Raw genomic sequence first — 15,047 nt, forward strand, 5'->3', positions numbered from 1 at the left:
TAATTAACTAAACTATGCTCATTGTTTTCATTATATCATTATATCAAGTTTTATAAAAGCACTTTTTGAATATACAACCAAAACCATATTCTGTAGAATTTAAGTCTGATTTCATTGTTAAATATACCAAAATATATTTTATTCCTCTTGACTTATATGCCTTTATGCACTATACTTATCTTGTATTTTAAATGAGGTTATGATTCACATGTTTTTGTAAGTCATTAAATTCTTGATGATTTACAAAAACATGTGTTTTTAATTTTCACCTAAAATATCAAAGAAATGAGTAGCACATTTTTTTGTTATGAATTCTTATAGGAATTCCTTTTTGCTACAATAATATTTATTTTAGGAGGTATCTTTCAATGAATAAAGGTACAGTTAAATGGTTTAACTCACAAAAAGGTTATGGTTTCATCACTAATTTAGATGGCGGAGAAGATGTATTCGTACATTTCTCAGGAATCGCTGGTGACGGATTCAAATCATTAGAAGAAGGTCAAGCAGTTACTTTCGATTTAGAAAACGGAAATCGTGGAATGCAAGCAGTTAACGTTCAAGTTGCTTAATTTAAGCTTAAGAATATAACTTTTTGTTAATGAGAATCGCCTCATAACTCGTTCGTAAGAACTTAGTTATGAGGCGATTTTTTTATTGTCTTATCAATACCATTGCTGATATTTCATCTACAACTACTGTCTCTTTGTCTTCCGTTGCTAACACTTCTGTTCCTGCATCATCTGCATTCACATATACATTCCATGTTCCTTTGTCTAATGGCATCTTAATCTTCTTGTTTGAAGCATTGAAGATAACATAGATTTCTTTTTCTTCTATATCTGAAATTGCTTTGATTGTATACGCAACAACTTGATCTGGAAGATTTTCAAGGAATACTAGATTTTTTGCAATATCTGCTTCCGTTCTCATACGAAGTGCTGGATTCGCCTTACGGAAGGCAATAAGTCCACGGTAATATTCATAGACAGAATAATATTTCTTCTTATTACTCCAATGAATTGCATTCACATTATCAGAAGATATATAACTGTTATGGTCATACATACCCTCTTGCCCCTCTACAGGTTTACTACGCAAAAGTTCCTCTCCTGCTTGGAACAAAGAAACCCCTTGTGATGTTAATACGATTGCTGCTGACAACTTGTTCATACGAATTCGTTGCTCTTCACTTACACCTTCACATGACATAGCAAGCTTATCCCATAAGGTAAAATTATCATGTACGGAAGTGTAGTTAATACATTGTCCAGGGTTATGTGTCCATGCTACAAAATCCTTTACTTGTGGATGAGCCGTAGATGCTACAATACCAAACTTAATTGCCTCTTCTACCCCTTCTTTTCCACTAACAAACCCTTTATCCAGTCCATCGAAAACACTACCTTTGATTCCATCTCGCATATCATCACTAAATGCACCCACTCGATTCATTTGATATGTGTGTGCTTTCAATGCTTGCTTTTCTTTTGGTAAAACCGAGTCTGCTGCTGTCCAGCCCTCTCCATACAATAAGATAGTAGGATCAATCTTGTCAACTGCTTCTCTAACAGCATTCATTGTATCAATATCATGCAATGCCATCAAATCAAAACGGAATCCATCAATATGATACTCCTTAGCCCAGTATACAACCGAATCAATAATGAATTTTCTAACCATTGCTCGTTCTGATGCTGTCTCATTATTACAAGCAGAACCATCGCTGAACTTTCCATTCACTACACGGTGATAGTATTCTGGTACTATCTTATGAAAATTTGATTCTTCACTTGCAAATGTATGATTATAAACAACATCCATAATGACACGAATTCCATTATCATGAAGTGTCTTTACCATCTGCTTGAATTCCTTAATACGAACATCTCCATGAAACGGATCCGTAGAATAGGAACCCTCTGGCAAGTTATAATTCTGTGGATCATACCCCCAATTAAATTGTGGTGTTTGCAACTGAGTCTCATCTACCGTGTTATAATCAAATACAGGCAATAAATGAACATGAGTAATACCAAGCTCTTTCATGTGATCTATTCCTGTTGTTAGACCACTAGAACTTACCGTTCCTGTTTCTGCTATCCCAAGAAATTTTCCTTTGTTTTTAATTCCAGAATCACTACTCATGGAAAGGTCTCTTACATGAAGTTCATAAATAATTGCATCGGTATCCTCTGTAAATTCTGGTTTTTTATCCTCTTCCCACCCCTTTGGATTTGTACGATTTAAGTCAAGAATCATAGCTCTAACTCCATTTGCACCTGCTGCCTTTGCATACGGATCAATCGTTTCGTTCACAACTTCGCCAAGAGTTACTTCATATGTATAGTACATTCCGTTTAAATCTTCTTCTACAATCAGTTCCCATGTTCCTGCAACACCTTGGTACATAGATACTACCTTAACAAGATTATCACCAAGTCCTTCTTCATAGAGTTTAATGGCAACCTTATCTGCTGTTGGTGCCCATACTTTAAACTGTGTACGTGCCTTACTATATGTTGCCCCTAAATCCTCTTTATCGTAAAAATACAATTCGTTAAATTGCTTTTCTGAATATTTATGTCTTTGGTACTGTTTCTCCATTAACCTATTTCCTTTCGGGTTTCATTTTTACTACTATACTAGTATTATACCACATTAATCTTAAATTATAAACATTTTGGCATTATTTTTTCGAAATATTTCGATAAAAATAATTTAGCAATTAATGGGCCTCTTACTTTTCTATGAACTAAAAAAATCGTGTAAAAGGGGATTTTCTTACCTCTTTTACACGATTTTTTATAATTCTTTATTACACGTTATCGTGCATTATCAATGCAAACTTTACTTCGTTATTGTTACCGTAAATTTCTTTGTAACACTACCAGCCTTTGCTGTAACAACAACCTTTCCAGCTTTCTTAGCTTTTAACTTACCTGTCTTCTTATCAATTGTTGCAATTTTTGTATCTGATACAGACCACACAATTGCAGTTGTTGTACCGTATGCTTTTGCCTTACATGTATAAGTTTTCGCAACCTTTAGCTTCGTAGGTGCTGCTGTTATTTTAATGTAAGGGTCTTTTACAGTAACTTTTGTTAAGAATACATATACTTTACCATTTTGTACGTATCTCGTTGTAATTGTTGCTGTTCCAGCCTTCTTAGCAGTAAGTTTACCTTTTGCATTTACTGTTACAACAGAACTCTTACTTGTGTAATACGTAGCTCCATCACCTGGTAACGCATTTTCCACTTTTGTTCCTAACGTATAGGTAGCTTTCGTATAGATTGTCTTCGTAGCCATTAACGTTGGTAACACAGTATTCTCAAGTGTAACAACATACTTCGATGCATGTGGCATAGTAACCGTTACTTTTCCACTACTTGTTACACTTGCATAACATTGTGGTTCTACCATATTTTCTTTTTCGTTTACATAGTTCAAGAAAATACTCTTACCAGCATATGCTTTATCAATTGTAAATGTTAGCTTTGCTTCGAATGGGAATGCTCCCTCATGTCCCAATTTAAAGTAAGAAACTTTTGTAATAGAACGAGTATCTTTGTTGCTATCTAATGTATTCTTGATGGTTGCATCAATACTTTGCTTTTCTTTTGCTTCTGTTATAAATGCAAAACTAAAGTCGATTTCTTTTCCTAACGCTTTTAGCTCTTTTAATGTTTCTTTATCAACGGTTTTGCCTTCTACACTCCATTGATATTGATTCATATTGAGTACTAATTTAACTTGTGTATCTGCAATCGCTTCAAAGATTTCATATGGAACTTTTGTCGCATTGTTCATCTCGATTTCTACTACTTTTGCTTCTTTACTATCTTTGTCTAATCCTTTTACAATTGTGTTAATGGCTTCTGCAATTGCTTTCCAGCCTGTTGCTCCACTTTGACTTACCAACTTAGGTTCTTGTGAAGAAGTTGAATCGCTGCTTGTAGAACTTTCTGAACCACCTGAATTTCCTGAACCACCTGTTTTTGTTCTTGTAATGGTAATGGTCTTTGTCGCAGTCATCTGTGTATCAATTCTTCCTGTATCAACCAACCATTCTAAAGCTTTTGTCTCAGCCGTTGGCTCAATATGAAGCACGAATGTATTCACACCAACCTCAAGTGGAATATCATCAAGACGAACATTTCCGTATTGGTCTAATGCTCCCGCTTTCATTGTATTGATGTCTACTCCATTAATCGTGAAGATTCCACCCACTGGTACACTTGCTTGAAGATTGAATGTTGCATCTGTTGTCTCATAGCTAATGTCTTCTGAACCATATGATATTCTAGGTACTGTAACCATTAATGGCATGTCAACCCAACGAAGAACATAGTCTTCTACAAGCATTTTATTGCCACCTTGGTTACGAATTGTTAAAGAAATATTCGTATCCATAGAGCTATATGCGTAGTTTCCAGGTGCTGTCGTATCATTTGCTCTATTACTTGTTAAGCCTTCTGTTGACCAAGTACCTCTTGTATACTTGTATTGAATCTTCTTACCAGCCATCATCTTGAATGTATATTCGATAATGTTACTGTCCGTTGCTCCACTTGGTTTCTTTAATTCCCAGCCATTTGCTGACCATCCGTTTGCATCTGATGCAATATAGATGGAATCGGTTGCTGATGTGAATACTTTCGATGGAATTGTTAAACGGATTGTTACATCAACCATTACAAGTTTCGGCATAACCTCCATATCGGAAGACTTATCGCGGTTATAGAACTCGTTGAACGCTTCTACATAATATTTATACTTTGTATCATTATTTACTGCATAATCAATATATGCAGTTGTACCTGCTGACACGGTATCAATACGTTGATACTCGGTAAATACTTCTACGCCTGCGTTATTCTTTGTTGCTTGAGAACGGAAGATATCAAAACCTTTTACTGTACTATCCTCACATGTCCAGTTTAATGTAACACGGTTTGATTCGGAAATCGATTGCTCTAACACTGGTTTCGATGGTTTCGTAGTGTTTGATGATGCATTAACAACCACGGTGTTCTCATCTGACTCTATGTAGCTATATCCATTATTCACGGTTGCTCTTGCAAAATATGTATAACTTTCTGCTCTTGTAGGTTCAAATGTTGCACTATAAATCTTTCCAGTGATTTGACCATTATCTGTTACGTCTTCTTTATAACGTAATTTAACACTCTCTGCAGTTTCCTTTTGGTTATAGTAGTACATAAGCATAAATGTTAAACCAGGAACGTCTTTGCCTGCATAGGTTGCATTATCTGTTAATCCTGGAATTGTAATTACAACTTCAATCTCTTCTGTTGTATTTCCGATTCCTAATCCTACTGCTGCTACATCTGTTGGTTTTGTTATTACTGTAATCTCGTAAGATGGCAATGCAGATACATAAGAACTGTAATTACTTGCTACACCGTTTTTATTTGTCTTAACATAGTAATAGTATCTTGTTCCATTTACAACATCCGTATCTTCAAATGTTGTTGTCACTCCATCTGCTGTTGTTCCAAGCAATGTTTTTTGTGCACCATCAAGATAAGCACGATATACACTGTAGTTCTCTGCTCCATCAACAGCATCCCAAGTAATTGTAACTTTACCTGTTGCACCGTTTGTTTCTACAGCAGCTACATTCGTTGGAGCTGTTGGTAATTCTGCAAAGCTTTGTGAAGATACCATCATAATTCCTGAATATGCTGGTATTGTAATGCTTACTTTACCATCTGTTACCGTTGCCTGAATTGTTCCACCTAATTTGTCTTGTAATATAAGTCCTTCTGGAAGGAAATCTGCTACATCCGCTACAAATGTTACTGCTTTATCCGAAGTATTGATTGCAGATAAGCCACCTTTTGTTGCGCTTTTTCTAGCATAGGCAATTACATTTCCTTCTGCATATGCTGTTTTAATTTCACCAGTTGCAAATATTTCTTTGTTTGCATTACGAACATCTGCTGCATTTACATAGGTATTGTATAAATCACCATATTTGCTTGCATATGTAGATGAAATTGTGTTTGTTGACGCATTAATTCTTTCCCAAGGGAATGTACGTCTTGAATCTGGATCTTTTGTTCCTGTTACACCAACCTCATCTCCATAATAGATTGTAGGTGCTCCTGGATAACTTAATTGGAAGATTGCAGTTAATGCTTGTAACTTAATTGCACGGTCTGATGCTTCTGGTGCAATTGCTGTATTTTCTTCTTCCCAAGTCGGTTTATCAATCTTTGTAATATTACGAACTGTATCATGGGAATCTACTAAGTTAAGCATTGCATACCATGCTTCTTCTGGATAGTTCTCACGGATTGTTTCAAGTTGTGCATTGAATTTCTGTGCATCTACTCCATTAATAATAAAGTTTTGCAATGCTGCACGGAATTGATAGTTCATAACCGAGTCAAACATATCTCCTAATAGGTAACTTGTTGCAACACCCCATTCCTCTCCAAGAATAACTGGGTCTGCAATTGTATTTCCATTCGCATCCGTATAGCCTGTTGCTGATTTAACTGCTGTTCTGAATTGTTGCCATGTTTCATCGGATACATCTGGAGCAACATCAAGTCTCCAACCGCTTGCTCCCATCCACAACCATCTTTGTGAGTTTGCTTCCTGCATTGCAGCCGACGCATCTGCATCTGATTTTCCAGTTAAATCATAACCAATTACTTGTTTGCGGTAATCTACGTTATTGTATTCATGAACACCAGCGATTGTTGCATTCTCATCATTTGTTAAGTTTGTATCGTCTGCAGATACAGCTTTGATACATGGAAGCGAATCATATCCCCACCAACACTCATATTCATAGTGTATAAAGTTTCCATTATCTTCATCATATACTTTGTTTGGTCCTACTTCAAACCATGTTGTATATACGAAGTCTGCATCGGTATAGTTTGTATTCGTATCTGGATTAATCTGTGCTTTAAAGTAGTTCTTTACTTCCTTCTCTGCTTCTGCTTGTGATACTCCTTTTGCTTCAACCGTATCCCAAACTCTGCTCCAATACTCATATGCACCGATTTCAGGATATTTCTCATATCTGTCAAAATAGATGGAATCATCACCAACATGGTTGAATACACCATCTGCAATTAGATAGATTCCAAGGTCATTACATGCATCTGCAAATGCTTCGTACACTTTGTCAGAAGCTTTCTTTGTCTCTTCATAATTTAATCCTGAAGCAGGATTTCCTGCAATATTATATACTGGCTCTCCAAACATAGGATCAAGATGTTTATAATCTGTTGCATCGTACTTGTGATTTGATGCTGCCCATGATACTGGATTTAAGTAGATTGCTGTTACTCCAAGGTTTTGTAAGTAAGATAATTTTTGTTTGATACCACTAATATCTCCACCATAGAATTCATTTGACCAAACACCATCTGTTGTTGCATTTGGATAATATGGTTTATTTGCTTCTTCGGATTGTCTTGGATTCTCTGGCACATCTGACCATTTACCTGCTGAACCCATTGAACCGTCAAACAATTGAACGCTATCACCTCTTACACCATCTACTAACTTCGCATTGTTATTGCTTGAATCTCCATCGTAGAAACGGTCTGGGAAGATTTGATATACAACAGCATTCTTCATCCAGTCTGGTGTCTTATAATCCTTCTCATAAACAGTTAAGTTATATCCCGTCTGGCCTTCTTCTGAGAATGCGCCTGTTCCGCCTGACACGCCGTCATCGCCATATTCTACTTTTGCAGAACCATCAATTACGATGAATTTATATGACCAGATTCCAATCGAATCAAAATCTTTCTTTGGTACGGTTACTTCCCAGTAATCTTTACCATCAAGTACGGTTGCGATATTCATTACGTATGTTTTTGCTACGTCATTGCCATCTGCTAATTCCAGTTTTACTAACTGTGCATCTCCTGCTTCCGCCGCAAATCGGAATGTTACATCTTGGCTTTCCATTGGAATTGCTCCAAATGGATTTTTATAAGTCGTTGATTGACTATCAAAATATAATTCTGACGTTTTAATCTTTCCATCATATGCCGAGTTTTGAGGTTTATAATTGTCTTTTAATACTCCCGCTGATGCATCTGCCGGTATCGTTGTTGTAAATGTAACGTTTGCTGCATCTAATAATTTAATTGCATGGTTGTCTGAACCATCACCATAATTAAGTGCATCCCAACTGTTTCCGCATACTACTTTTACATCATATGATGCTGGGAATTTATCTGGTGATAATGTTCTTTGAAGACGATATTCTGTATTATTAAAGTAGTAATCTACAAACATACTCTTTGCTGCCGCTGGGCTCCACTCAGCACTATCTCCAAGTAGAGGCTGAATACTTCCAACTAATCTTGGCCATTCATCTGCAGAACGTGCTGGTATGTATTGTTGTAAGCCTTGATCACCTAGTCCCTCTAAATTAATACGTACTCGGTTATAATCTTCTAATTCATCATTAAGGTAGAAGTTTACTTTTGTTTTTTCTGTTAATGTCAATTCGAAGTTACCATATGTTGTACCGATTCCTCCAATTGATCCGTCCCAAGAACCATTCTTTGTGAATTTGAATTCATAAAAACCTGCATTCAATACTACAGATTTTGCATAGTATTCACCAACAAGATGACTCATAACACCATTTGTTCCTGCTTGATTCCAAGTGTCAAATTTTGCATCGCCTCCAGTTACTCTCCATACGCTTCCACCACCTGGTTGTGCAATGAATACATCTGGCACTAATTCTTCTTCCCCATCGCTAGGAAAACCAAGTGCAGTAGCTACTGTATTATAATCGTTAATTGAATCATATACCGTATCTGTTGTGTAATCATAAAGAAATACTACATTGGTATCGTTGCCAACTGTAAATGAAGAATTTCCTCCATCTGGCCAATCTGCTTTGTTGTATACTACTTTATATTCATAATTCTTTGCTTCAAATACTTTATTAAATACAGCATATCTTCCATCAATATTGGTAAATTCCCAACCTGCTTCTGCTTCCTGCCAATTTGTTGCCTCATTCCCTCTTACTGTACCAATTAAAGAAACTTCTTTTGCTACAGAAGGTGTATTGATGGAATCTGTTATGTACCCTGTTCTTGAATTTGCATATACTGTGATTTTGTCTTTGCCTGCTGGGATTGTAAGCGTTACTTTATCGCTATCTCCAATTTCTCCATTGCCCCAATCACCATTATATGCAACCTTATAACCACCATCTTCTAATGTTAAATCATCTGCTAATGCCGTGAATGTAAATGTCTTGCTGTATATACCTCCACCAAGATAATCTAAATCTGCACTTGTATCTGCTGGTGCCCATTTTGAGAATCCACAATCAGAGATTGTCTCAATTGCTCCTACCCAAGTAGCACTCTTCTTAAATGATGTGCTATTTGTTATTGAATTCTTAATCCCTTTCGAAACCGAATCATATGTAACATAAACATCTTCTCCTGTTTCATTATTCCAAGAAGAAGTTCCAATTACTTCTCCATTTACTTTAACTTGTGCTCCCGTGGCTGATGGCACTTGTACTGTCGCCTCATACACGCCTTCGCTATATAGTTTCATTGTGTATGTTTGCCCATCCACAACTAATTGCACCACATCGTCAACTCTTCTTGTAGCTGCCGAATCCGCCTTAACAATCCTAAGATTGTCTGGCAATAAGGTTGCAATCATAACAAGCACCATTACTATGCTCATTGCTTTCTTTAATACACCCTTCTGTCTCATAACACATCTCCTTCTCATAAAAATGCTATTTCACTTTGCTAAACTTCTCGTATGTCATCCATACTCTTATATTAATACCATATTCTTCACTCCAAATCAACAGTTTGCACAAAATATTTTCGAATTTTTTCGAACAAATTCACATGCTTGTTATTTGTCACTATTATATATGTGATTTCTTGTGCAAATGTTACAATACTTTTCTTGTCGTAACAGATGTGGAAATGGTCGTTTTAATACGATATAGGGAGTTATTAACAAATCCGAATAGAAGACAAAAAAATAGTCGTTACATAACCAAGTGGAATTTCACTTCACACTTTTATGTAACGGCTATTTTCTTTTTGCTCAAAACATATATGACGTTATTAGCCCATAGCCTTGCAGCGTGGTGCAAGGCTATGGGAGTAAACAGTAATCTGTACTACCATTTTATTTCAATCATTCGAACATACTATCAACTTTTTCTTTTCCCTATGATACAATATTCCCATGGTGACAGGAAAAGGTCCGTCCGTTGACCTTAGGATAATTATGAGTGCTTGCCCTTCATTTTTCTATGAAGGAGGTGAACTTCCCAAACTAATTTTACATAGAAAGGGGGAGTGCGCCTTATGACAGTATTTGAAGCGATCTCTTTAATGATTTCTTTCGGTATCTTTGTTATAGCATTTATCACTCTCGTTGTGGAACTTATGAAATTGTTTCACAATAAAAAATGATTATCCTCGACCGCCTAAAGTAGTGGATAATCATTTTTTCATTACACATTAAGGGCAAGCATAAGTTTTAACCTTTTGCTTCCTGTTACCTACATTATAGCAGTAACCCTCTTTTTTGTAAAGCAGTGGTTACTGCTATTTGTCATGTAACAGCTATTATCATTGTCTATGCAAATCGCATAAATTATCTTTGCGATCTCTAAATTTCTTATTAACTAAGGCTTAGTCCATAGTATATGGCATTAATGCGATATGTGGGTATGATGTTTTGTAGATTCTCATAGTAACTCAAAAGTATTGATTTTACTACATTCCTTTGTATCCTACTATTTTATCTTGTAGTAAGATATCATGTCATTTTTCAGTATTTTTGCAACAGGATTTGCAACACTACTCACTAAACTAATTTGCAATTATCACATGAATATCTTTTCCTTCAACCCTCATTCCTTCATATGTATTAATAAAACATCGATTGTTTGCTATTATTTTTTCTTTGTCATATATATAGAAAAATAAATGACGCTCCTTGTAATGTAGGATATCAGCTGCCACTTCTTCGCTTAAATCTCTTTCTGTCATACTTCTTCTTGTACATTTTAATTCAATGATAATCTTATAAGAGTCAATTACAATATCTTCTCTTACTGTGTGATGCCCTGTGTCTTGACATTTTTCCATTCTACAATCTTCAAATACAGATAGCAAAAATGGATACATCAAATGCTGAACATCATACTCATTTTGTATACCTATATTGGGAAGATGATTTTTTAAAGTATCATTACATTTTCCATGTATATTTTTATGAAACATTTTATCTAGGCTTTGTTTAAAGTTCTTCAATATAGATTCTACAATTATTACTGCTTCCCCTTCTGAAATCTTACAGTATTGATTATCCATCACGCTCAGCTGTAAATATTCTTTGACTTTTACTTTATTATTGTTAAAATTTTCTTTTGTCTCCGTTTCTGAAAATCTATTTGTCTGAAACTGTGATAGTTGGCTAATTTGTGCTGCTATGTCACTATAGCCATGATTATTAAGCTTAATAATACCATCTTTAATTATACTTTGATACGTTTCTATTTCTTGTGCCAAGTCTATTCTATCAATAAGTTCTTGCACTAAATCATTCATTATTGTCTCCCCCATCGCAAATAAAATAGGAACATTGGATCCATAATATATAGCACATTATCTTTCCATTCAATTACTTGGCAAGAACGCTCTTGCAAATTTAATACTTCTTGTAGATTAGCCAGATAATCTTTTTGTGATTTGCTAGTAGGTTTCTCTTCTCCTTCTGCCAATAATGCGTTTATACGATTTGCTAATTGGCTACTATCTATCTTTGAACTTGGTGGATCTATTGCTATCGATTCAAGAATTAATCCGTATAAATCAAGCTCTCCATAGTTTTGTGTTTTGTATTTTCTTCGTTCCATTCCTCTTGAATTTTTCCCTTGTTTAATTACCTTTGCTGCTTGTTCATAATTACAATTTAATGTTGAGAATTGAAACGCTTGTTTTAATATATCCTGTTTAATCTCTGTAATATTTCCAGTATCTACTTTTTCCAATATGCATATATTCAAACAAATAAGTTGCATTAACTGAGGTGAGCAAATGCATTCACTTGCTAATTCTTCTATGACTGGTTCTGCAATGCGAATCCCCAACTCTTTAAATCCTGCTTTTGGTATTTGCATTAATTCTTCTGCAGACCATGTTTCCATATCAATAATTGACACTCTTCCTTGCAAATCAGGGTTATTTCGTATCGAATCATCACTTCTATGCGGTAATGATGCAATAATTACTTTCAATCCCTTTCGTATCGCATCTTTTAGTTGTTGTGCCATATATCTCTGCATCTCTAAATCAGCATAATGAAAATCATCTAATAGCAATACTTTTTCATGTTCTCTATAATAAGCAATTACACTTTCTTTACTAATCTCATACGTTTCCTTCATAGAAGTATTGTCTGTATTTTTATTAAAAAACGCACCTTTATAGGGCATTCCTGCTCTTTTTCCTATTTCTATCCAAAGTTGGTTTTCCTCTCTAAAATCAGAACCTGATACTTCCACCAAATTTTCCAAACCAATTACTTTCTCACAAAGAACCGTTTTTCCAATTTTAGATGGTCCAGAAATAAAAGTCAAATAGCCATTTATACTAAGAGCTTGTTTTAGCCTATCTTCATAAGTAAAGTTCATTTTAGCCTTTCTTGTGATATAGGTACTTTCAGGTAATGCGCCTGGAATAAATACGTCTTGAGCCTTTCTGTTATTCATCCTTCCACCTCCAAGTAATTATAGTATAGCACATATTATAGTTTTTAAACAGATTTATATATTATAATCATAATTTATTGAAATTTAGCGAATTTATGTTACCTTTAATGATTTTATGTTTACTATATTATCATGCTATGAATTATTGCAAAAGAGAGTAGCTCATTACAAAAAAGCCATTACACAACCAAGCAACCAAATCCCACTACGTGAAATTATCACTTTCGTCATGTAACAGCTATTATCATTGTCTATGCAAATCGCATAAATTATCTTTGCGATCTCTAAATTCCTTATTAACTAAGGCTTAATCCATAGTATAAGGCATTAATGCGATATGTCTTGATCTCTTAATTGCTACTGTAAGAGCTCTTTGGTGTTTTGCACAGTTTCCTGTGATTCTTCTAGGAAGAATTTTACCTCTTTCAGATACATATCTCTTTAATTTGTTTACATCTTTATAATCGATACCTGCATTAGTTTTATCTACACAGAATACACATACTTTTTTTCTTCTACGTCCGCCTCTTCTCTTCATTGGAGAATCAGCTCTATCGTTTCTATCATTCTTATTGTATGGCATAACACAACCTCCTTATCCAAATTTTATACATAATCATGTATATTTATAGGTTTGACTTTACGTCGTATTAATTAAATGGTAATTCTTCATCAATACCATCTGGGATATTCATGAAACCATCGCCAATTGCTTGGCTTGGCTCAGGTCTTGCTGTCTGTTGGAAACCGCCAGATTCACTAGCAGATGCCTTACTTTCTGCAAATTCCTGTTCTTCTACAACAACTTCTGTTGTGTAGACTTTCTGTCCATCCTTGTTTGTATAGCTACCAGTTTGTATACGACCAGTTACAAGTACTTTTGTTCCTTGTCTGTAATACTTTTCTGCAAATTCTGCTGTTTTACCAAATGATACACAGCTAATAAAATCTGCTGTCTGTTGATCACCATCACGTTTAAATCTACGATCTACCGCAATTGTGTATCTTGCTATAGCTAGTGAACTTTCCCCTTGGGAATATCTCACTTCAGGGTCTCTTGTTAGACGGCCCATTAGGATTACTTTATTCATAAAGGAATTCCTCCTTCTTTATGCGTCTTGTCTAATGCATAAATATCTGATAACTGATTCCATGATTCGAATTCTTTGTTCGATTTCTCTTGGAGTAGTTGATACAGACTCGAATTGGATGAAGTAGTAGAATCCTTCTTTCATTTTTTGAATTTCGTAAGCTAATCTCTTCTTACCCCATTCATCAACGTTAGTAACTGTACCGCCAAATCTTGCGATAAGTTCTTTAACTTGTTCTACCGCTGCTACTCTTGCATCGTCTTCGATTTTTGCACTAACAACTAAAGCTAATTCATATTTGTTCATAGTTGCTTGCACCTCCTTTTGGTCTTTGGCCCTTTTCTTTTTTAAATCATTAAAAAAGAGCAAGGATTAATTTAATAGATTATATCACAATTTAAGATTCTAACATACTTGTACGATTTTTGCAACTTTTTTTTGAAATTTTTGATTTTATTAAAGCTTTTTGTTCCTATTACTACAACAACGACATATTTCGACTATTATCTACCTAGTCTGCTATCTCTTTTTTACGGATATTTCGTATGCTCTTCTCAACTTGTTTTCTTGGTAACATAACTTGATGCCCACATCCCATACATTTCAAACGAAAATCCATTCCTACTCTTAATATCTCCCATTCACTACTTCCACATGGATGTTGCTTCTTTAATTTAATTACATCGCCTATATTCAAATCCATTTCAAACATACTCCTCTCTATTAACGACTACCCAGGATTTGGGTGTCAAAAGGTTCTCAAAAGTGTTTACAATGAATATCGGGTAATATTTATTCATACATACTTTACGCATACTTGTGTATCTACAAAATGAACCTGCAAAACTTCGTTATCTATACCTGCGTATTCGCTAATGTTCTCTAAATAAAAAACGGTAGCGTAATGCCTATAGTACTTCTTAGTGTGTACATTCACAACCTAGGAAGGCGAGGCATGGATGCCGAGCCAGCCTGAGCTGAGGCAGGATGCCGAATCGAAGGCGTTTCCGTAACCTTTCAATATCTCCCTATACGCACTTAGAAGTTCTTAGGTATGTAGCGTGTTTTGTTTTAGAGAACATTAACGAATGCGCTTTGAAAACATAACAAAGTTTTGCATCATAAACGTATATTACACAAGTATATCAACTAAGTTTAAATGAATAAATATT

10 protein-coding genes are annotated in these 15,047 nt (G+C 35.2%); 2 read left to right on the forward strand and 8 right to left on the reverse strand.

Features of this window, described 5'->3' with window-relative positions; all coding sequences use genetic code 11:
- Window positions 1–368: 368 nt before the first annotated feature.
- The gene (locus RMR19_RS15705; protein WP_310604444.1) at window positions 369–572 is read left to right on the forward strand and encodes a cold-shock protein; all 204 of its coding nucleotides are present in this window, start codon (window positions 369–371) and stop codon (window positions 570–572) included.
- An 82-nt stretch (window positions 573–654) separates the two neighbouring features.
- Here the strand turns inward: RMR19_RS15705 and pulA are convergent, their stop codons facing one another.
- Window positions 655–2,607 carry a type I pullulanase gene (gene pulA / locus RMR19_RS15710; RefSeq protein ID WP_310604445.1) on the reverse strand — a complete coding sequence of 651 codons (1,953 nt, stop codon included), beginning with the start codon at window positions 2,605–2,607 and terminating at the stop codon, window positions 655–657.
- Window positions 2,608–2,850: 243 nt separating this feature from the next.
- Window positions 2,851–9,756, reverse strand: a complete 6,906-nt coding sequence (locus RMR19_RS15715) for an alpha-amylase family glycosyl hydrolase (protein WP_310604446.1) — start codon at window positions 9,754–9,756, stop codon at window positions 2,851–2,853.
- A gap of 614 nt (window positions 9,757–10,370) precedes the next feature.
- Between RMR19_RS15715 and RMR19_RS22080 the strand changes: the two genes are divergently transcribed.
- Window positions 10,371–10,478: a putative holin-like toxin gene (locus tag RMR19_RS22080; protein ID WP_442871546.1), complete on the forward strand. Its 108-nt coding sequence runs from the start codon at window positions 10,371–10,373 to the stop codon at window positions 10,476–10,478.
- 402 nt (window positions 10,479–10,880) lie between these two features.
- On the opposite strand, the gene RMR19_RS15725 is transcribed toward RMR19_RS22080, so the two are convergent.
- From RMR19_RS15725 to RMR19_RS15750, 6 genes are all read right to left on the reverse strand, one after another.
- Window positions 10,881–11,621 carry a hypothetical protein gene (locus tag RMR19_RS15725; RefSeq protein WP_310604447.1) on the reverse strand — a complete coding sequence of 247 codons (741 nt, stop codon included), beginning with the start codon at window positions 11,619–11,621 and terminating at the stop codon, window positions 10,881–10,883.
- Window positions 11,621–12,784 (reverse strand): ATP-binding protein, encoded by a 1,164-nt coding sequence (locus RMR19_RS15730; RefSeq protein WP_310604448.1) that lies wholly within the window; start codon window positions 12,782–12,784, stop codon window positions 11,621–11,623. Before RMR19_RS15730 ends, RMR19_RS15725 begins: the two co-directional genes overlap by 1 nt.
- A gap of 307 nt (window positions 12,785–13,091) precedes the next feature.
- On the reverse strand, window positions 13,092–13,367 hold the full coding sequence (rpsR, locus tag RMR19_RS15735) for a 30S ribosomal protein S18 (protein ID WP_310604449.1): 276 nt from the start codon (window positions 13,365–13,367) through the stop codon (window positions 13,092–13,094).
- Between the two features lie 67 nt (window positions 13,368–13,434).
- Complete coding sequence (locus RMR19_RS15740) at window positions 13,435–13,875, reverse strand: single-stranded DNA-binding protein (protein WP_310604450.1); 441 nt, start codon at window positions 13,873–13,875, stop codon at window positions 13,435–13,437.
- A gap of 18 nt (window positions 13,876–13,893) precedes the next feature.
- Window positions 13,894–14,181, reverse strand: a complete 288-nt coding sequence (gene rpsF, locus RMR19_RS15745) for a 30S ribosomal protein S6 (protein ID WP_310604451.1) — start codon at window positions 14,179–14,181, stop codon at window positions 13,894–13,896.
- Window positions 14,182–14,386: 205 nt separating this feature from the next.
- Window positions 14,387–14,578 (reverse strand): DUF951 domain-containing protein, encoded by a 192-nt coding sequence (locus tag RMR19_RS15750; protein ID WP_310604452.1) that lies wholly within the window; start codon window positions 14,576–14,578, stop codon window positions 14,387–14,389.
- Between the last annotated feature and the right edge of the window lie 469 nt (window positions 14,579–15,047).

The organism is Anaerosporobacter sp. (assembly GCF_031551385.1).
In the GTDB taxonomy this organism is placed as follows: Bacteria; Bacillota; Clostridia; order Lachnospirales; family Lachnospiraceae; genus Anaerosporobacter.

Excerpts from the sequence above, each read along its gene's own strand:
- RMR19_RS15705 (WP_310604444.1), top strand. The coding sequence starts at position 369 with ATGAATAAAGGTACAGTTAAATGGTTTAACTCACAAAAAGGTTATGGT.
- pulA (WP_310604445.1), bottom strand. The coding sequence starts at position 2,607 with ATGGAGAAACAGTACCAAAGACATAAATATTCAGAAAAGCAATTTAAC.
- RMR19_RS15715 (WP_310604446.1), bottom strand. The coding sequence starts at position 9,756 with ATGAGACAGAAGGGTGTATTAAAGAAAGCAATGAGCATAGTAATGGTG.
- RMR19_RS22080 (WP_442871546.1), top strand. The coding sequence starts at position 10,371 with ATGACAGTATTTGAAGCGATCTCTTTAATGATTTCTTTCGGTATCTTT.
- RMR19_RS15725 (WP_310604447.1), bottom strand. The coding sequence starts at position 11,621 with ATGAATGATTTAGTGCAAGAACTTATTGATAGAATAGACTTGGCACAA.
- RMR19_RS15730 (WP_310604448.1), bottom strand. The coding sequence starts at position 12,784 with ATGAATAACAGAAAGGCTCAAGACGTATTTATTCCAGGCGCATTACCT.
- rpsR (WP_310604449.1), bottom strand. The coding sequence starts at position 13,367 with ATGCCATACAATAAGAATGATAGAAACGATAGAGCTGATTCTCCAATG.
- RMR19_RS15740 (WP_310604450.1), bottom strand. The coding sequence starts at position 13,875 with ATGAATAAAGTAATCCTAATGGGCCGTCTAACAAGAGACCCTGAAGTG.
- rpsF (WP_310604451.1), bottom strand. The coding sequence starts at position 14,181 with ATGAACAAATATGAATTAGCTTTAGTTGTTAGTGCAAAAATCGAAGAC.
- RMR19_RS15750 (WP_310604452.1), bottom strand. The coding sequence starts at position 14,578 with ATGGATTTGAATATAGGCGATGTAATTAAATTAAAGAAGCAACATCCA.